The sequence below is a fragment of the Stenotrophomonas sp. PS02297 genome (assembly GCF_029959705.1).
Taxonomy (GTDB): Bacteria; Pseudomonadota; Gammaproteobacteria; order Xanthomonadales; family Xanthomonadaceae; genus Stenotrophomonas; species Stenotrophomonas nitritireducens.
This window is the reverse complement of sequence record NZ_JASCOS010000022.1, coordinates 1-16,953: the sequence shown is the minus strand read 5'-3', so window position 1 is coordinate 16,953 and position 16,953 is coordinate 1. Positions and strand designations below refer to the sequence as shown.

The 16,953-nt window shown below is 67.6% G+C and carries 18 protein-coding genes; 13 read left to right on the top strand and 5 right to left on the bottom strand.

The features are described 5' to 3' along the window. Positions 1 to 76 precede the first annotated feature (76 nt). The 5 genes from QMX80_RS07085 to QMX80_RS07065 are packed head-to-tail and all read right to left on the bottom strand — an operon-like array spanning position 77 to position 4,396. Positions 77 to 2,374, bottom strand: coding sequence for a hypothetical protein (locus tag QMX80_RS07085; protein WP_282276135.1), 2,298 nt, complete (start codon positions 2,372 to 2,374; stop codon positions 77 to 79). Between the two features lie 19 nt (positions 2,375 to 2,393). Further along, entirely contained in the window at positions 2,394 to 3,062 is a 669-nt protein-coding gene (locus QMX80_RS07080; protein WP_282276134.1) for a prepilin-type N-terminal cleavage/methylation domain-containing protein, read from the bottom strand. Positions 3,063 to 3,064: 2 nt separating this feature from the next. Next, entirely contained in the window at positions 3,065 to 3,466 is a 402-nt protein-coding gene (locus tag QMX80_RS07075; protein ID WP_055766256.1) for a hypothetical protein, read from the bottom strand. Further along, positions 3,450 to 3,923, bottom strand: coding sequence for a prepilin-type N-terminal cleavage/methylation domain-containing protein (locus tag QMX80_RS07070; protein WP_282276133.1), 474 nt, complete (start codon positions 3,921 to 3,923; stop codon positions 3,450 to 3,452). The genes QMX80_RS07075 and QMX80_RS07070 overlap by 17 nt, the downstream gene beginning before the upstream one ends. After that, on the bottom strand, positions 3,923 to 4,396 hold the full coding sequence (locus QMX80_RS07065) for a prepilin-type N-terminal cleavage/methylation domain-containing protein (protein WP_282276131.1): 474 nt from the start codon (positions 4,394 to 4,396) through the stop codon (positions 3,923 to 3,925). The genes QMX80_RS07070 and QMX80_RS07065 overlap by 1 nt, the downstream gene beginning before the upstream one ends. A 104-nt stretch (positions 4,397 to 4,500) precedes the next feature. On the opposite strand from QMX80_RS07065, the gene cutA reads away from it, so the two are divergent. The 13 genes from cutA to purD all read left to right on the top strand — a co-directional run bounded on the left by cutA (position 4,501) and on the right by purD (position 16,792). Next, a complete protein-coding gene (gene cutA, locus QMX80_RS07060; RefSeq protein ID WP_282276130.1) occupies positions 4,501 to 4,833 on the top strand; it encodes a divalent-cation tolerance protein CutA in 333 nt (110 codons plus the stop codon). A gap of 7 nt (positions 4,834 to 4,840) precedes the next feature. Then, positions 4,841 to 7,168: a protein-disulfide reductase DsbD gene (locus tag QMX80_RS07055; protein ID WP_282276158.1), complete on the top strand. Its 2,328-nt coding sequence runs from the start codon at positions 4,841 to 4,843 to the stop codon at positions 7,166 to 7,168. Position 7,169: 1 nt separating this feature from the next. Continuing rightward, entirely contained in the window at positions 7,170 to 7,775 is a 606-nt protein-coding gene (locus tag QMX80_RS07050) for a TlpA disulfide reductase family protein (RefSeq protein WP_282276129.1), read from the top strand. Positions 7,776 to 7,976: 201 nt separating this feature from the next. Next, the gene (gene aroQ / locus QMX80_RS07045; RefSeq protein ID WP_055766271.1) at positions 7,977 to 8,411 is read left to right on the top strand and encodes a type II 3-dehydroquinate dehydratase; all 435 of its coding nucleotides are present in this window, start codon (positions 7,977 to 7,979) and stop codon (positions 8,409 to 8,411) included. Between the two features lie 62 nt (positions 8,412 to 8,473). Then, positions 8,474 to 8,959 (top strand): acetyl-CoA carboxylase biotin carboxyl carrier protein, encoded by a 486-nt coding sequence (accB, locus tag QMX80_RS07040; RefSeq protein ID WP_055766274.1) that lies wholly within the window; start codon positions 8,474 to 8,476, stop codon positions 8,957 to 8,959. A 10-nt stretch (positions 8,960 to 8,969) separates the two neighbouring features. Next, complete coding sequence (gene accC, locus QMX80_RS07035; protein ID WP_055766277.1) at positions 8,970 to 10,337, top strand: acetyl-CoA carboxylase biotin carboxylase subunit; 1,368 nt, start codon at positions 8,970 to 8,972, stop codon at positions 10,335 to 10,337. Between the two features lie 231 nt (positions 10,338 to 10,568). Further along, positions 10,569 to 11,483, top strand: coding sequence for a 50S ribosomal protein L11 methyltransferase (gene prmA, locus QMX80_RS07030; protein ID WP_282276128.1), 915 nt, complete (start codon positions 10,569 to 10,571; stop codon positions 11,481 to 11,483). 29 nt (positions 11,484 to 11,512) lie between these two features. After that, positions 11,513 to 12,247, top strand: coding sequence for a DUF3426 domain-containing protein (locus QMX80_RS07025; protein WP_282276127.1), 735 nt, complete (start codon positions 11,513 to 11,515; stop codon positions 12,245 to 12,247). A gap of 97 nt (positions 12,248 to 12,344) precedes the next feature. Next, positions 12,345 to 12,617, top strand: coding sequence for a DNA-binding transcriptional regulator Fis (gene fis, locus QMX80_RS07020; RefSeq protein ID WP_055766287.1), 273 nt, complete (start codon positions 12,345 to 12,347; stop codon positions 12,615 to 12,617). A 92-nt stretch (positions 12,618 to 12,709) separates the two neighbouring features. Then, entirely contained in the window at positions 12,710 to 14,293 is a 1,584-nt protein-coding gene (gene purH / locus QMX80_RS07015) for a bifunctional phosphoribosylaminoimidazolecarboxamide formyltransferase/IMP cyclohydrolase (protein WP_282276126.1), read from the top strand. A gap of 15 nt (positions 14,294 to 14,308) precedes the next feature. After that, a complete protein-coding gene (locus QMX80_RS07010) occupies positions 14,309 to 15,046 on the top strand; it encodes a 2OG-Fe(II) oxygenase (protein ID WP_282276125.1) in 738 nt (245 codons plus the stop codon). A gap of 70 nt (positions 15,047 to 15,116) precedes the next feature. After that, the gene (locus tag QMX80_RS07005) at positions 15,117 to 15,482 is read left to right on the top strand and encodes a hypothetical protein (protein ID WP_055766296.1); all 366 of its coding nucleotides are present in this window, start codon (positions 15,117 to 15,119) and stop codon (positions 15,480 to 15,482) included. A 23-nt stretch (positions 15,483 to 15,505) separates the two neighbouring features. Then, positions 15,506 to 16,792, top strand: a complete 1,287-nt coding sequence (purD, locus tag QMX80_RS07000) for a phosphoribosylamine--glycine ligase (protein WP_282276124.1) — start codon at positions 15,506 to 15,508, stop codon at positions 16,790 to 16,792. The last annotated feature ends 161 nt before the right edge of the window (positions 16,793 to 16,953 follow it).

The following is a 16,953-nucleotide window of genomic DNA, read 5'->3' as shown; positions in this document are numbered from 1 at the left end:
CGCATCGTCAGGGAAGGACAAGATGCGCCACAGAAGATAGCTGCCCGGACTACGGAGGCTTTTCTGATTGGAATTTCTACAGGTAACGCGACCACAGCACCGAGGCGCTGGCCGGAACGGACGTCGCGGTCGTCCCGGTAGTGCAAACAGGGAGCTGTCCGAGGTTGTTCCAGTTCTGCGGGGTCTCGACTAGGACACCGCTGGAGCCGACGTTAATGTCGGTGAAGCCGTTGTTACCAGCGCTCAGGCTGCCCTTGATGATCACCTTGTTGCCGTTGGTCACCTCCACGTAGCTGCCCAACAGGACGCTGCCATGGATCGTCCAGCCAGCAGCGTTCATCCACCCCGTGGCGATCACACCCGCATTGGCTATGGGCAAGCCCACATGGTCTTTGCCGGAAGCATCCTGCCAGGTCACGAATTTGGACGAAGACCCGGATTTGTCGCACAGATTCGCCGGCCAATAGGCGCCGTCACAGATCTGGGACGGGGTGGCGAAATTGGGAGCGTGCAACTCCAGCCGGCCACCCTGGGTGCCGAGGGAAACATTGCCGTTGACGACGATGGAGTTCAGCAATTCATTGTTGTTGGTGCCACCAGTCGGGAACTCCAGACTCGAACCGAACCACAGGACTCCCGGCGGCATCCTGTAGGGCTTGATGGTCCACTTGCCCTTGTTGTAAGCCGTCTTGCACTCGGCGAAACCATCGCTCCACCCGCAGGCAAGCAGGGTCTCCAGAAACGCTGGCGGCTTGCTCAGCGAATAGGTCCCGTCAATCGAGACGCCAGCGGCGCTCTTCACGTTCTGGATCGTGACGATCGGGTTGCCTTCGCCGTCCAGATCGAACACGTAATTCGCCATCGCCTTATAGACATTGGCGTCTATGCGATTGGTCCGGACGTCGCAGTAGGGCAAACCAGGCAAGCCGGGCGAGACATTCCCCTGCCGGGCGGAGACGCTGAAGTTCGCCGGCTGCAAGGCGTCAGCCATCAACTGCTTGCCTGCCCCGTAGAAACGATCGCCTGCGGTCCTTCCATCCACCACCGTCGGGAAGCCGCTGCCCCTGACGTCCCCGCTTTGCGCCCAGATGAATCCTCCGCCGACATATTTTTTGACCGTCACATTTTTGTACTGGACGGTCAGGTCGCCGGCGGCACGCACCTGCTGGTAGGTGCGGCTGTCGTTCTTCAACAGGATATCCCAGCCCCAGACATCATCAACGTTGGTCGTCGCCCCGCTGTTCTGCTCGAACAAGCCGCCGAAGATAGACACGGACTTGAACACGAAGCCGCCATGGAGCGTGGTGGATGCCGGCCCGGACAATTGCTCAAGCGCACTCGAAATGCCCGAGACTTGCCCAGTGGCAGGGTCGATCACCACGCCTGGTGCCAACAGGTTAAGCAGGAAAACGACCTCGCTTCCCGTACCCTTGCCTGCGCTCAGCGTGATCTTCACCTTGCCGCTCCTGGCCGGAATGACCGCGCCCGTCCTCCATGGCAAGGCCTGTCCGGCGGGGTCGGGAATCAGAGTGCCGCCAACCCGCGCCTCGCCCACCGGCTGGCCGTTGACAACCACCTGTGCTTCGTACGCACCGACCTTGGCCTCAGTGATCGGCCCGCCGCTACCTCCGTTGAGCACCATGTCCTTGGCCCAGAACCGGGCGCCTGCAGGAAAATTCATTCCACCTACGGTAATCCTGCTTTCTGAATAGAGGTGCCCGTTCTTGGTCAATCCACCGCCGGTGACAGCCACGTTCCCTTTCACACAGCCGGAAACCTTCACTTCCGAACCGCCAACGATAAGGTCACCGGAAATGAGAATGTGCTCGTAGTCATATTCGGCATCGACCACCTGGGTTCCGCCACCGCCCAAGGTCACGTTGCCATTGAACACAACGGGGGCACTGGGCATGGAGTGGCACACCGGCGGCGTACCAGGACCACCCGCTCCCGGACCCACGTCGTAGATCACCTCCACGGTGGCGGTGGTCAGCGCGCTGCCGACACCCGCCTCGCCGGTGACGCTGGCCTTGACCTGGTATCTGTCGACCCCGCTGGCAGCGACATTCACGACGGAAGCCGACTTGACGCCCAGGGCGCCCATCCCGGTCACCGGGCCGCTCAGGCCGGCCAACTGCGCTTTGTCCAACTGCAGCAGGTACAGGCGAAGCGCCTCCACGCCACGCCATGCCGCCGCCTGCGCTGCCGTGGCCGAGTGGGTGGTCAGCTGCTTGGCCTGGGTGCCGCGCAGCGAGTAGACGGTAGCGGCCACGGTGACCGAGACGGCCAGGCCGACCACCAGCACGATCAGCAGGGTCGCGACACCGCGCTGGCGGCGCGGCGGTACGGACGGATGCTTGCGATTCCTTTTCATGTGCGGGTTCCTTGCAGCATCAGACGGCCGGCGGAGACGCGGAGACCACGGTCAGGTTGGGCAGGCAGATCGAGAAAAGCCGTTCGGTACCTGTCGCATTCGTCAGCGCCACCCACTGCGCGGTGGACGCTGGCATGCCAGAAAGGTCCTGCTGCATGTAGGGCAGACAGGCTTGGTTCGCCTCTTCGCGACTGAAGGCGTAACCGGCCACCGAGGCGCCGCCCTGCTCGCCACTGAACGTGATCAGGCTGCCATCGGCAGCGGTGGGCATCAGTGCCATGGGGATACGTTCGCTGGCGCTCCACGTAGCGCCACCGGCGCTGGCGCAACCGGCCTTGGGCGGCAATCGATACAGGCCGTTGCCGTCGACCCACAGGCCGGCACAGCGGCGGCTGCCATCGTTGTAGAGCCATGCCACCTGCTTGCCGCTATTGGAAATGTACAGCCGCTCATCAAGTGGCACGGTCGAATCCACGCCGAACCCCGCCGACTGCAGTTCCATCTGCGCCGCCAGCAGGCCGGCCGCCATCTGGCCATCGCGGCGCGCTGCGACCGACGCTTCGTTGGAGACGCCGACCATCGTCTTGTACAGGGTCAGCATCGCGGCGATGGTGATCAGCGAGATCACCAGGCCGATCATCATGCTGATCAGGCTCTGGCCGCGCTGGCGCCGGCGTGTGGCGATCATTGTCATTGCCTCGACGACAGCTGCAGGTCGGCGCCCTCGACCCCCATGTCGCGGGCGGACACCTTCAGATCGACGCGCGCGGGGGCGTCGACCGGACGCGTGATCCCGGACACCGTTACGTTCGCCGCGGCGCTCTCGCACGCCACGCTGACCGTCTTGTCGCCATCAGGCAGCTTGACCCTGACACTGCGGTCGCACAGGCCGACGCCGTCGGCATGCAACTGGCCGCGCAGCTGTTCGACGACCATGTTCTCGACCTTGGCATCGCGCTGGCTGCTCAACACCCGGCCAACGACATGCGCCAGTCCCGCACCGATCACGCTGGTGATCAGCACGCCGACCAGCGCCTCGAGCAGGATGTCGCCGCGCTGGCGGCGGCGAAGGGAATCAAAGCAGGTCGACATGAAGGATTTCCTGGCTGCTGAAACCGACCGCGACGCGGGTCCTGTCTGAAGCGATGACGCAGTCCGGGCCGGCGGTCACGCGCTGCCCGCGGTTGTCGAAGGCAACGCAGGAAAGATCGCCGGACGCGCTGCCCGCCACATTGGCCAGTTGGGTCGTGGCGCCGGCGGGCAGTTCGCCGGTCCACAGCACCACGGTGCTGCCGGCGCCGAGCACCGTCAGCGTGTTGCCGCTGCGCTGCAGCTTGGCGGACACGCCCCCCTGCAACGCCCCGCCTGGATTGCGCAGGGCCACGGCCCGCGCCTGGGAGATGCCCTCCCACATCAGGTTGCGGGCCTGCATCTGCCGGTTGCTGTCCATCCACGACAGGGCGAACGGCGTGCCGGCCGCGGCCAGCACCGCCATCACCGCGAGGGTGACCATCAACTCGATCAGGGTGAAGCCGGCAGCGCGCTTCATCACCAGTCCACCGGACAGCCCGAATTCGTGGTCGCGCCATCCTGCTTCAGGGTCAGGGTGCAGCCGCTGAGCTTGCCCGCGCCGGTAGCGGTGAGGGTGTAGCCGGAACCGCTGGAGTTGGCCGAAAAGCCGAAATCGGCCGATTTGGCTGCCGGGCTCCAGGCCGGGAATGCCGACTTGACATCGGCCACGCTGGCCGGGGTCGCGCTCGGATAGGACAGGGTCCGTTGCCGGTGGTTCTCCAGCGCCGCGGACAGCGCGCGCAGGTCCGCCTGAGCCGTACGGGTCTTGCCGGCCAATACGTACTTGCCGTACGCGGGCAGTGCGATGGCCGCCAGGATGGCAAGGATGGCCACCACGACCATGACTTCGATGAGCGTGAAGCCCTGTTGTTTTCGCCGGCCCACGGCCCCCCCCTTGACGATCTGCGAACATGAGCAAGTCATATGCGTGAATTTCGTGACAAAAATCATCACGCAATCCCCAAGGGCGGATCATTGTCAAGATGTGACAACGATGTCAAACAACCAAATGGAATATGGGAAAGTCCCTCTTTAATTTCTGCGAAAATTCCGGCATGGACGCCCGCGACGCCCGCCTGGTCTTCTGCACCTGCCCCGATGCCGCCACGGCCCAAGCGCTTGCCCGGCTGCTGGTCGAGCGGCGCCTGGCGGCCTGCGTGAACTTGTTGCCGCCGATGCAGTCTGTGTATCGCTGGCAGGGGCAGGTCGAGCAGGCGGAGGAATTCCAGCTGCTGATCAAGACCACCGCCGACCGCCTGGAAGCGCTGACGGCGGCACTCCTGCAGCACCACCCGTACGAATTGCCGGAGATACTGGCGGTTTCCCCCAGCGCCGGCCTGCCGGCCTACCTGGACTGGATCCGGGCCCAGACCCGCGAGGACACCTGACTTGAAGATGCTGTTGCGCCGTTTCACCGCCTTGTGCCTGCTCTCCCTCTGCGCCCTGCCCGCCCTGGCCGTCAGCGAAAAGGACCTGCTGCCGGTCGACCAGGCGTTCGCCCTCCATGCCGAGGCCAGCGCCCGCGACCGCATCGAACTGCGCTGGGACATCGCCCCGGGTTACTACCTCTATCGCCACCGCACCAGCGTCAAGGCCGGCCCGGGATTCAGCGCCGGCGCGCTGCAGATGCCTGCCGGCGAGAAAAAGCACGACGAATTCTTCGGCGATGTCGAGACCTACCACCAGCAGCTGAAGGCCAGCCTGCCCGGCAGCGCCGAGGCCGATGCCGGAACGGTGACGCTGGAAGTCCGCTACCAGGGCTGCGCCGACGCGGGCGTGTGCTATCCGCCGCAGAAACGCACCATCGAGGTAAGACTGCCAGACGGCGCCGCCGCGACGGCGGCGGCGGGCAGCGCACCGCTGTTCAACCCGCTGGCGCGCAACGACGCCGGCGGGCTGAAGCTGCCCGGCAGCGCCGCGACGCAGAACCTGCCACTGCCGTCGGAACAGGCCTTCGGCTTCGAGGCGATCGTCGATGACGGCAACCGCCTGCTGCTGCGTTTCACGCCTGCGCCGGGCTATTACCTGTACCGCGACCGCACCTCGCTGGCGCTGGAAGGCGCGGCCGGCATCCGTACCGGCAAGCCGCAGTGGCCAGCCGGGAAGTCGCACCGCGACGAGCATTTCGGCAACGTGGTGGTGTACTTCGACCAGGTCGACGTCCCCCTGCCGCTGCGGCGCGAACGCACCGATGCCAGCCCGGCGACGCTGGTGGCCACATTCCAGGGCTGCCAGACCGATGGCATCTGCTATCCGCCGATGACCCGGCGGGTCAGGCTGTCGCTGCCGGCCGGCAATATCTCGCCCAGCAGCGAGGCCGCGGTGAGCCCGCTGGTGATCCCGCCGCTACCCAGTGGCCGCAGGTCCGCCGACCTCCCGGTCGTCGATCCGCTCGACCCGCCCGCGCCGCAGCCGCTGGTGGTCCGCCCCAACGACAGTGGCGAGGGCGCCCCCTCGGCCACGCCCGACGCTTCGGCCGACAACGCCGGCCGCAGCCAGCCGCCGGCGAGCACCGGCGAGGGCGATTCGCTGGCGTGGATCCTGCTGTTGGCGCTGGCCGGCGGACTGGTCCTCAACCTGATGCCGTGCGTGCTGCCGGTGCTGTCGCTGAAGGTGCTGGGGCTGGCACAGAGCGGCGAAAGCCGCCAGCACGCCCGTCGCCATGCGCTGTGGTACACGCTCGGCGTGCTGGTCGCATTCACCGCCATCGGCGCGCTGGTGCTGGCGCTGCGCGCGGCCGGCCAGGCCGCCGGCTGGGGCTTCCAGCTGCAGCATCCGTGGTTCATCGCCGCACTGGTCTACCTGATGTTCGTGGTCGGCCTGAGCCTGTCGGGCGTGTTCACGCTGGGCGGCAACCTGGGCGGCATCGGCCAGTCGCTGGCCAGTCGCAAGGGCGCGGCCGGCGACTTCTTCACCGGTGTGCTGGCCTGTGTGATCGCCAGCCCCTGCATCGCGCCCTTCATGGGGCCTGCGCTTGGCTATGCCTTCACCGCGCCGGCGGCGATGGCGATGCTGGTGTTCCTGGCGCTGGGGCTGGGCCTGGCGCTGCCGTTCCTGCTGGTCGGCTTCGTGCCGGCGCTGGCGCGGCGCCTGCCGCGGCCGGGTGCGTGGATGGAAACCTTCAAGCAGGTACTGGCGTTCCCGATGTACCTGACCGCGATCTGGCTGCTGTGGGTGCTGGGCAAGCAGCGTGGCATCGACGCGATGGCGCTGCTGCTGGCCGGCGCCGCGCTGCTGGCGCTGGGGCTGTGGTGGTTCGAGCGCAGCCGCTGGCACAGCCGCCGCGCGGGCATGGCGCTGGGCGCCCTGCTGGCACTGCTGGCGCTGGTCCCGGTATGGGGCGTGAGCCGCATGGAGCCGCCGGCGCGTGCGGCCAGCGAAGGCACGGTCGCGTACTCGCCGGAGATGCTGGACCGCCTGCGCGCGGACAACCGCGTGGTTTTCGTCAACATGACCGCCGACTGGTGCGTGACCTGCAAGGCCAACGAACGCAACGTGCTGGGCAGCGACGCATTCCGCGACACCCTCAAGCGGGTGGATGCGGTGTACATGCACGGCGACTGGACCAATGTGGATCCGCAGATCAGCGCCTTCCTGGAGCAGCACAAGGCCGTGGGCGTACCGCTTTATGTGGTGTACGGGCCAGGCGCGCCGCCGCGGGTGCTGCCGACCGTGCTGACCCAGTCCATCGTCGAGGACGCGCTGCTGCGCGCGGCCCGCTGAGATGCGCACTGCGCTGTGGTGGGTGGTGGGCATCGCCGCGGCGGCCGGGCTGGCCGCCGGCGCCTGGCTGAGCCATCCGGCCGGCCCCGTCGTGCCGGCGATGACCGAACCCTCGACGATGCCGGCCACGGCAGCCCCGGCACCGCCCCCGCCCAAGCCGGGCGACCCGATGCCCGCCTTCACCCTGCCCGACCTGGACGGCATGCCGGCGGTGTTCCCCGACCGCTTTCTCGGCCGGCCACTGCTGATCAACATCTGGGCGAGCTGGTGCGCCCCCTGCATCGAGGAAATGCCGGAACTGGCACGCTTCGCCGCCGACCATGCCGACAACGGCCCGCAGGTCGTGGGCGTGGCGCTGGATACGCACGAGGCCGTGCTGGATTTCCTCGGCAACGTGCCGGTCTACTATCCGATCGTGCTGGACACCCCCGGCCCCGGCGACGCCGGCGCGAAGCTGGGCAACGTCCAGGGGCTGCTGCCCTACAGCGTGCTGGTGGATGCACGGGGACGGATCGTCAAGCAGAAGCTGGGGCCGTTCAAGGCCGGCGAGATCGAGTCCTGGGCGGAAAGCACTGCAGGCCCCTCCGACCCGGCCGACCTGCATTGATCTGCGGCGATCCTGCATCGATATACGGGCCATGAGCCCCGCATTGACGGCCCGCCGCCAGCATTCCGGGCCGGCGCCAACTGCATCGCCGCCACGCCGGACAATTTCAAACATTCGATTAAAACGTCGCCAATTTCGCCGAACTGGACAGCATTCCCCGGTTCGCTCACACTGCCGCCCTTTCCCGTCCACCGCAGGCACATGGCGAAACTGCTGGTCCTCCACGGCCCCAACCTGAACCTGCTCGGCACGCGCGAGCCGGAGGTCTACGGGCACACCACGCTGGCCGATATCGATGCGGCGCTGGCGCGGCAGGCCGGGTCGGCCGGGCACGCGGTGGAGAGCCTGCAGTCCAACGCCGAGCATGTACTGGTGGACCGGGTACAGGCCGCGCGCGGCGACGGCACCGCCTTCATCCTGATCAATCCGGCCGCCTTCACCCATACCTCGGTGGCGCTGCGCGATGCGCTGGCGGCCGTGGCCCTGCCATTCATCGAAATCCACCTGTCCAACCCCCACACCCGCGAACCGTTCCGCCAGCACAGCTATTTCAGCGACAAGGCGGCCGGCGTCATCTGCGGCTTCGGCGCGGACAGCTACCGTTACGCCATGGACGCCGCCCTGCAGCGGCTCTGACCCCCATTCCCCGGCGGCGGCGCGCTGGCGCTCCGCGGCCGACAACACCCAAGAGGCATCCTATGGACCTGCGCAAAATCAAGAAGCTGATCGACCTGCTGGAAGAGTCGAACCTGGCCGAGATCGAGATCAAGGAAGGCGAGGAATCCGTGCGCCTGTCGCGCACCCCGGTCGGCGGCTACGTGCCGGCGCCGATGGTCGCCGCCCCGGTCCAGGTCGCCGCGCCGGTGGCCGCCGCCCCGGCCATGCCGATGAGCTCGCCGACCGAGGCCTCCACCGGCGGCACCGCCAAGCCGGGCAATGCCCTGCCCGACGGCCACGTGCAGCGCGCGCCGATGGTCGGCACCTACTATGCGTCGCCGTCGCCGGACAAGCCGCCTTTCGTCAACGTCGGCCAGCAGGTCAAGGCCGGCGAGACCCTGGCAATCATCGAGGCGATGAAGATGTTCAACCCGATCGAGGCCGAAGTGTCCGGCACCGTGGTCGCCATCCTCGGCGAAAGCGGCAATCCGGTGGAGTTCGACCAGCCGCTGTTCGTGATCGCCTGAGGCGCCGGCCATGCTCGACAAGGTCGTAATCGCCAATCGGGGTGAGATCGCGCTGCGCATCCTGCGCGCGTGCCACACCCTGGGCATCCGCACGGTCGCGGTGCATTCCACCGTCGACCGCAACCTCAAGCACGTGGCCATGGCCGACGAGTCGGTCTGCATCGGCCCGGCGCCGTCGTCGGAGAGTTACCTCAACATCCCGGCGCTGATCGCCGCGGCCGAGGTCACCGACGCCCAGGCCATCCACCCCGGCTACGGCTTCCTCTCCGAGAACGCCGATTTCGCCGAGCGCGTGGAGCAGTCCGGCTTCATCTTCATCGGCCCGAAGGCCGACACCATCCGCCTGATGGGCGACAAGGTGGAGGCGATCCGCGCGATGAAGGCCGCCGGCGTGCCGTGCGTGCCCGGCTCGGGCGGCCCGCTCGGCGACGATGCGGCCACCAACGTCAAGATCGCCCGCGAGATCGGCTACCCGGTCATCGTCAAGGCGGCCGGCGGCGGTGGCGGCCGCGGCATGCGCGTGGTCCACACCGAGGGTGCGCTGGTCAACGCCATCGCCACCACCAAGCAGGAAGCCAAGGCCGCGTTCGGCAACGACATGGTCTACATGGAGAAATTCCTGGAGAACCCGCGCCACGTGGAGATCCAGGTACTGGCCGACGGCCAGGGCAACGCCATCCACCTGGGCGAACGCGACTGCTCGATGCAGCGCCGCCACCAGAAGGTGGTCGAAGAAGCGCCGGCGCCGGGCATCACTCCGGAGCTGCGCGAGGAGATCGGCAAGGTCTGCGTGGAGGCCTGCATCCGCATCGGCTACCGCGGCGCCGGCACCTTCGAGTTCCTGTTCGAGAACGGCCGCTTCTACTTCATCGAGATGAACACCCGCATCCAGGTGGAGCATCCGGTGACCGAGATGATCACCGGCATCGATCTGGTCGCCGAGCAGCTGAAGATCGCCGCCGGGCACAAGCTGTCGATCAAGCAGAGCGACATCAAGATCAACGGCCATGCCATCGAGTGCCGCATCAACGCCGAGGACCCGGAGACCTTCTTCCCGTGCCCCGGCACCATCACCGGCTTCTACCCGCCGGGCGGCCCGGGCGTGCGCGTGGACACGCACATCTACGGCGGCTACCGCGTGCCGGCCAACTACGACTCGATGATCGGCAAGCTGATCGTGCACGGACCGGACCGCGACACCGCCATCGCCCGCATGCGGGTGGCGCTGAGCGAGATGGTCGTGGACGGCATCAAGACCAACGTCGCCCTGCAGCAGCGGATCATGCGTGACAAGGGCTTCCAGGCCGGTGGGCAGAACATCCACTACCTGGAAAAGCGCCTGGCCGAGCGCAAGAACCAGTCGATCGCGCTGACCTGAGCGGCGCAATCGATGCGGTGATGGAAGAAGGCGGGGCAACCCGCCTTCTTCCGTTTCCGGCAATACCCGCAGGAGCGGTTCCAGCCGCGATCGGGCTTGCCCACGAATTTCCGGGAAAGCTCCCTCGCCGCTGAAGCCGCTTCCAGGCTTTCCCCAGGCAGGGCGTCGCGCGCATTCGGCGGCCGCCTCGTCTAGGATGCCCGCTTCCATTCCGCTGTCGCCGTCACACCCATGCCCTTCCTCGAACTCACCCTGCGCTGCACCGAAGCCACCCAGCCCCGCTACGAGAACGCACTCGACGATGTCGGCGCGCTGGCGGTGACGATGCTCGACGCCGATGCCGACACCAGCAACGAGCGCGCGATCCTGGAGCCGGGCGTGGGGCAGACGCCGCTGTGGAACGAGCTGGTGCTGACCGCCCTGTTCCCGGTCGAGACCAATGCACTGGCGCTGCTGGCCGCGCTGGAGTCCTTCGACGCCGGCCTGGACTGGAGCACGGCGGGTTTCCGCCAGGTCGCCGACGAGGACTGGGAGCGCGCCTGGCTGGACCAGTTCCAGCCCATGCAGTTCGGCCAGCGCACCTGGATCGTGCCGTGGAACCACGAACTGCCTGAGGCGGCGCAGGGCGCGGAGGCCGCCATCGTGCGCCTGGACCCGGGCCTGGCATTCGGCTCGGGCACCCACCCGACCACCGCGCTGTGCCTGCGCTGGCTGGACCAGCTGGCCGCCGATGGCGAACTGGCCGGCCGCACCGTTCTCGATTTCGGCTGCGGCTCGGGCATCCTGGCCCTGGCCGCGCTCAAGCTCGGCGCTGCCGCCGCGGTGGGCGTGGACAACGACCCGCAGGCACTGACCGCCACCGCCGACAACGGCGAACGCAATGGCGTGCATATCGCCGCCTACCTGCCCGGGGACGAGCCGGTGACAATCTATCCGGTGGTGGTCGCCAACATCCTGGCCTCGGCGCTGGACGCACTGGCCGAACTGCTGGCCGCGCGCGTCGCGCCGGGCGGCCGCATCGCCCTGTCCGGCATCCTGCATGGCCAGGAAGGCGAACTGCTGGAGCGCTACTCCCCCTGGTTCGAGCAGCTGCAAGCCGTGCAGGACGAAGACTGGATGCGCATCACCGGCGTGCGCCGTGCTTGAATGACCGCAGTGTCCCCAGCCGCCCCGCCATGAGCGAAGAAACCACGCCGCCCCGTCCTTCGTTGGCCACGCTGCTGCAGAGCGGGCCGATGCCCCGATCCGCGGCGCCGGCGGCGGAAGCCGATGCCGGCACTGCGGAACAGGAAGCGCCGCCCAGGGTCGCGGCGCGGGACGAAATCCAGGACAGCGTCGGCGACGACAGGAGCATGGAGCAGGACGAGGACACTCCGACGCATGCAGGAAGCGTCGCACCGAGCTTCCTGCGTCGCGCGTCCGCAGGCGCGATTGCCGCCCGCCGCCCCCCGCGCTGGCAGTGGCTGCTGCTGGCCGCCCTGACCCTGCTGCTCGCCGTCCAGGTGGTGATCGCCGACCGCGCCACGCTGGCGGCCCGCGCCGGCTGGCGTCCGGTCGTGAGCGGACTGTGCGCGGTCCTGCGCTGCACCCTGCCGGCCTGGCACCAGCCCGAGGCCTACACCATGCTGCAGCGCGAAGTCAGGCCGCTGGCAGGGCGCCAGGGCGTGCTGCAGGTCCAGGCCAGCTTCCGCAACGACGCGCGCTGGGCGCAGGCCTGGCCGGCGCTGTCGCTGTCGCTGTCCGATGCCGATGGCCGCGTGATCGGGCGCCGGCTGCTGCAACCGCACGACTACCTGGGCGCCGCGCATGACCCCGCGCAGCGACTGGAACCGGGCCAGAGCGCGCAGGTCTCCTTCCAGCTGCGCGAGCCCTCGGCGGCCACCGTGGCTTACACCTTCGAGTTCCGCTGACGGGGCCGTCCGGCATGGCAGCCCCCTCGCCCACGCGCTAGACTCCCCTCCCCATGCCGGGCGCGCCGCGCCGGCTCCGCTGAATCCGGGAATCCCCTTGAACGCTGCCCCACCCCGTCCTGACAGCAGTCGTGGCGCTCCGAAGCCGCCGCTGCGCGAACACGTCGCCCAGTCCGTGCGGCGCTACCTGCGCGATCTGGACGGCTGCGACGCCGACGATGTCTACGAGATCGTGCTGCGCGAGATGGAAATCCCGCTGTTCGTGGAAGTGCTCAACCATTGCGAGGGCAACCAGAGCCGCGCCGCGGCCCTGCTCGGCATCCACCGTGCCACCCTGCGCAAGAAGCTCAAGGAATACGGGCTGGCCTGAGTCCCGCCCCGCGGGCACGCGCCGCCCGCCGGGGGCATGGAGGTGAACGCGCGGCTACAATACCGGCCCGCTTCCGCTTCCCTCCCCACCCCATGTCCGCTGATCTGCTGCCCGTACGCCGGGCCCTGCTGTCCGTTTCCGACAAGACCGGCCTGATCGATCTGGCCCGTGCGCTGGCCGCGCGCAACGTCGAACTGCTGTCCACCGGCGGCACCGCCAAGGCGATCCGCGAGGCCGGCCTGCCGGTCAAGGACGTGTCCGATGTCACCGGCTTCCCGGAAATGATGGACGGCCGGGTCAAGACCCTGCACCCGATGGTGCACGGCGGCCTGCTCGGCCGCGCCGGCACCGACGATGCGGTGATGGCCGAGCACGGCATCGCCCCGATCGACCTGCTGGTGCTGAACCTGTACCCGTTCGAATCGGTCACCGCCAGGGCCGACTGCAGCCTGGCCGACGCGGTGGAGAACATCGACATCGGCGGCCCGGCCATGCTGCGCAGCGCGGCCAAGAACTTCGCCCGCGTCGCCGTGGCCACCAGCCCGGACCAGTACGACGCACTGCTGGCCGAACTGGCCGCCAACGACGGCCAGCTCTCGGCCGCCAAGCGTTTCGAACTGTCGGTGGCCGCGTTCAACCGCGTTGCCCAGTACGACGCGGCGATCAGCAATTACCTGTCCGCCGTGACCGACACCAGCGCCGCGGTGCCGGTGCGCAATGAATACCCGGCGCAGATGAATTCCTCCTTCATCAAGGTCATGGACCTGCGTTACGGCGAGAACCCGCACCAGAGCGGCGTGTTCTACCGCGACCTGTACCCGGTGCCGGGCACGCTGGCCACCTTCGTGCAGCTGCAGGGCAAGGAGCTGAGCTACAACAACCTGGCCGATGCCGACGCCGCCTGGGAATGCGTGCGCCAGTTCGACGTACCGGCCTGCGTCATCGTCAAGCACGCCAACCCGTGCGGCGTGGCCGTGGCCGCCGATGTCGGCGCCGCCTATGAAATGGCCTACAACACCGACCCGACCAGCGCCTTCGGCGGCATCCTCGCCTTCAACCGCATGCTGGACGCGGCCACCGCCAAGGCCATCCTCGACCGCCAGTTCGTCGAAGTGCTGATCGCCCCGGACTACGAGCCTGCCGCGCTGGAATATGCGACGAAGAAGGCCAACGTGCGCGTGCTGCGCATCCCGGCCGGCGACGCGCGCAACAACTACGACACCAAGCGGATTGGTTCAGGCCTGCTGATCCAGAGCGCCGACAACCGCGGCATGACCGTCGACGAGCTGAAGACGGTGACGCAGCGCGCGCCGTCCGCGGCCGAACTGCGCGACCTGCTGTTCGCCTGGCGCGTGGCCAAGTACGTCAAGTCCAACGCGATCGTCTACGCCAAGGACGAGCGCACCATCGGCGTCGGCGCCGGCCAGATGAGCCGCGTGTATTCGGCGCGCATCGCCGGCATCAAGGCGGCCGATGCCGGCCTGGTCGTGCCGGGCTCGGTGATGGCCTCCGACGCGTTCTTCCCGTTCCGCGACGGCCTGGACGCCGCCGCCGAAGCCGGCATCACCGCGGTGATCCAGCCGGGCGGCTCGATGCGCGACGCCGAGGTGATCGCCGCGGCCGACGAGCACGGCATCGCCATGGTGTTCACCGGCGTGCGCCACTTCCGCCACTGAGGGGACTCACGATCAATGCTGCTGACCAAGCTGGAACACCTGAAATCAAGAGTGGCCACCGATGCAGTGGCATACGCCAATGCGAAGCCATTCCCCCATATCGTCATTGATGGGCTGCTCACGGAATCCGCCTTGGCCGAGGCAGTCCGGGAATTTCCGCACCCCCATGCCATCGACGACTGGCGGCGTGCCGATGCGCTGGATGCCCAAGGGCGGGTGGCGCAAAGGCTGAAACTTGGCTACAGCAACGAGCTTCTCTTCGGCAGGACATTGCGCGCGCTCGTGCATGAACTGCATTCGTCTCCGTTCCTCCGCTACCTGGAACAGGTAACCGGAATAAGCGACCTGATCCCGGACGCGCACATGACGGGTGGCGGCCTTCACCAGTACCTGCCGGGAGCGGTACTGAGGGTTCATGCGGATTTCAACAAGCTGCCAGCCTTCAATCTGGATCGCAGGTTGAACCTTCTGATCTACCTCAACCCGGAGTGGAACCCGGACTGGGGCGGCAATCTGGAATTGTGGGATCGCGAAATGACAGCGCGCGTGCAGAGCATCGCCCCCGTTGCCAACCGCTGCGTGATTTTCTCCACCACGCACGATTCTTTCCATGGCATGCCCGATCCGCTTGCCTGCCCCGAAGGAACAACCCGACGCTCATTGGCTCTCTACTACTATTCCAATGGCCGCCCCGAGGCCGAGCGCGTAGACGAGCATTCCACGCTGTGGCAGGCACGTCCCGACGAGACCTGACGGCGTGAACGTTGCCATGGCCCACCTTCGTAATGCATTCGCTCTCGCGGCCTTTTCCGCATCGGCAACGATGCTCACGGCCTGCGCCGATTCGAACCTCACCAACGCCCAGCGGCAGGCCATCGCCGCGCTTGGCAAGCAGTTGCCCACGCCCTACCGCGACGGGCTCATCGTCGATTCGGTGCACCGCCATGGCGACGACCTGGTGCTGGTGATCCGCTTCTCCGACGCCACCGTGGCCATGGCCAAGGCCAAGCCCGACCTGTTCGAGGCGCTGCGCCGGGATGAACAGGGCGCGATGGCCGAGCTGTGCACGGACCAGGCGCTGGCGCAGGTCTATGCCGCCGGCGGTGGTGTACGCCGTCGCTTCGTCGATGCCGATGGCGCGTTGTTCTTCGAGACCACGCTGAAAGCGTCCGACTGCCATTCCCCTTGAGCGCCCCAAAGGAACCATTCCCCATGAAGATCCTCGTCATCGGCTCCGGCGGCCGCGAACATGCCCTGGCCTGGAAGCTGGCCCAGTCCGCGCGCGTGAGCGAAGTGATCGTCGCCCCCGGCAACGCCGGCACCGCCACCGAAGGCAAGTGCCGCAATGTCGCGATCAAGGTCACCGACATCGAAAGCCTGCTGAAGCTGGCGCAGGACGAGGCCGTGGGCCTGACCGTGGTCGGTCCGGAAGTGCCGCTGGTGGCCGGCGTGGTCGATACGTTCCGCGCGGCGGGCCTGCGCATCTTCGGGCCGACCGCCGCCGCCGCGCAACTGGAAGGCAGCAAGGCCTTCGCCAAGGACTTCCTTGCCCGCCACGGCATTCCCACCGCGTACTACGCCGTGCATACGGAAGTGGACGCAGCGCTGGCCTATCTGCATGAGAAGGGCGCGCCCATCGTGATCAAGGCCGACGGTCTTGCCGCCGGCAAGGGCGTGATCGTGGCGATGACGATGGCAGAAGCCGAAGCCGCCGTGCACGACATGCTCAGCGGCAATGCCTTTGGCGATGCCGGCGCACGCGTAGTGATCGAGGAGTTCCTCGAAGGCGAGGAAGCCAGCTTCATCTCGATGGTCGACGGCCGCATCGCGCTGCCGATGGCCACCAGCCAGGACCACAAGCGCGTGGGTGACGGCGATACCGGCCCCAATACCGGCGGCATGGGCGCTTATTCGCCGGCACCGGTGGTGACCCCGGACGTGCATGCCCGGGTGATGCGCGAGGTGGTGGAGCCGACCGTGGCCGGCATGATTGCCGACGGCGTGCCGTTCACCGGCTTCCTCTATGCCGGCCTGATGATCGATGCCAGCGGCGCGCCCAAGGTGATCGAGTTCAATGTGCGTTTCGGCGACCCGGAAACCCAGCCGGTGATGCTGCGCCTGCAGTCGGATCTGGTGGATCTGGTCGAAGCCGCCATTGATGGCGCGCTGGCCGGCGTGGAGGCGCAGTGGGACCCGCGCCCGTCACTCGGTGTCGTGCTGGCCGCCAGGCCCTACCCGGAAACGCCGATCACCGGTGATGTGATCAGTGGCCTGGGCGATGTGCCGGCCAGTGCCAAGGTCTTCCATGCCGGCACCGCGCTGGATGCCGGCGGCAACGTGGTCAGCGCCGGTGGCCGCGTGCTGTGCGTGGCCGCGCTGGGCGACAGCGTCGGCGATGCGCAGCAGCGCGCCTATGCCGGCGTGGCGAAGATCCACTGGACCAACGAATTCCACCGCAGCGACATCGGCTGGCGCGCCATCGCCCGCGAACAGCAGTAAGCACTGTAGTGCCGAGCCATGCTCGGCAAGGGGCTTTACCGGCAAAGCAGCAACAGCCAACCCCCCCCCCTTCCCTATGCCTGCGGCGCAAGGGAGGGAGCGTAGTGCCGAGCCATGCTCGGCAGGGGCCTTATCGGGAAAGCCCCAGCCGAGCATGGCTC

Excerpts from the sequence above, each read along its gene's own strand:
- QMX80_RS07085 (WP_282276135.1), bottom strand. The coding sequence starts at position 2,374 with ATGAAAAGGAATCGCAAGCATCCGTCCGTACCGCCGCGCCGCCAGCGC.
- QMX80_RS07080 (WP_282276134.1), bottom strand. The coding sequence starts at position 3,062 with ATGATCGCCACACGCCGGCGCCAGCGCGGCCAGAGCCTGATCAGCATG.
- QMX80_RS07075 (WP_055766256.1), bottom strand. The coding sequence starts at position 3,466 with ATGTCGACCTGCTTTGATTCCCTTCGCCGCCGCCAGCGCGGCGACATC.
- QMX80_RS07070 (WP_282276133.1), bottom strand. The coding sequence starts at position 3,923 with ATGAAGCGCGCTGCCGGCTTCACCCTGATCGAGTTGATGGTCACCCTC.
- QMX80_RS07065 (WP_282276131.1), bottom strand. The coding sequence starts at position 4,396 with ATGATTTTTGTCACGAAATTCACGCATATGACTTGCTCATGTTCGCAG.
- cutA (WP_282276130.1), top strand. The coding sequence starts at position 4,501 with ATGGACGCCCGCGACGCCCGCCTGGTCTTCTGCACCTGCCCCGATGCC.
- QMX80_RS07055 (WP_282276158.1), top strand. The coding sequence starts at position 4,841 with ATGCTGTTGCGCCGTTTCACCGCCTTGTGCCTGCTCTCCCTCTGCGCC.
- QMX80_RS07050 (WP_282276129.1), top strand. The coding sequence starts at position 7,170 with ATGCGCACTGCGCTGTGGTGGGTGGTGGGCATCGCCGCGGCGGCCGGG.
- aroQ (WP_055766271.1), top strand. The coding sequence starts at position 7,977 with ATGGCGAAACTGCTGGTCCTCCACGGCCCCAACCTGAACCTGCTCGGC.
- accB (WP_055766274.1), top strand. The coding sequence starts at position 8,474 with ATGGACCTGCGCAAAATCAAGAAGCTGATCGACCTGCTGGAAGAGTCG.
- accC (WP_055766277.1), top strand. The coding sequence starts at position 8,970 with ATGCTCGACAAGGTCGTAATCGCCAATCGGGGTGAGATCGCGCTGCGC.
- prmA (WP_282276128.1), top strand. The coding sequence starts at position 10,569 with ATGCCCTTCCTCGAACTCACCCTGCGCTGCACCGAAGCCACCCAGCCC.
- QMX80_RS07025 (WP_282276127.1), top strand. The coding sequence starts at position 11,513 with ATGAGCGAAGAAACCACGCCGCCCCGTCCTTCGTTGGCCACGCTGCTG.
- purH (WP_282276126.1), top strand. The coding sequence starts at position 12,710 with ATGTCCGCTGATCTGCTGCCCGTACGCCGGGCCCTGCTGTCCGTTTCC.
- QMX80_RS07010 (WP_282276125.1), top strand. The coding sequence starts at position 14,309 with ATGCTGCTGACCAAGCTGGAACACCTGAAATCAAGAGTGGCCACCGAT.
- QMX80_RS07005 (WP_055766296.1), top strand. The coding sequence starts at position 15,117 with ATGCTCACGGCCTGCGCCGATTCGAACCTCACCAACGCCCAGCGGCAG.
- purD (WP_282276124.1), top strand. The coding sequence starts at position 15,506 with ATGAAGATCCTCGTCATCGGCTCCGGCGGCCGCGAACATGCCCTGGCC.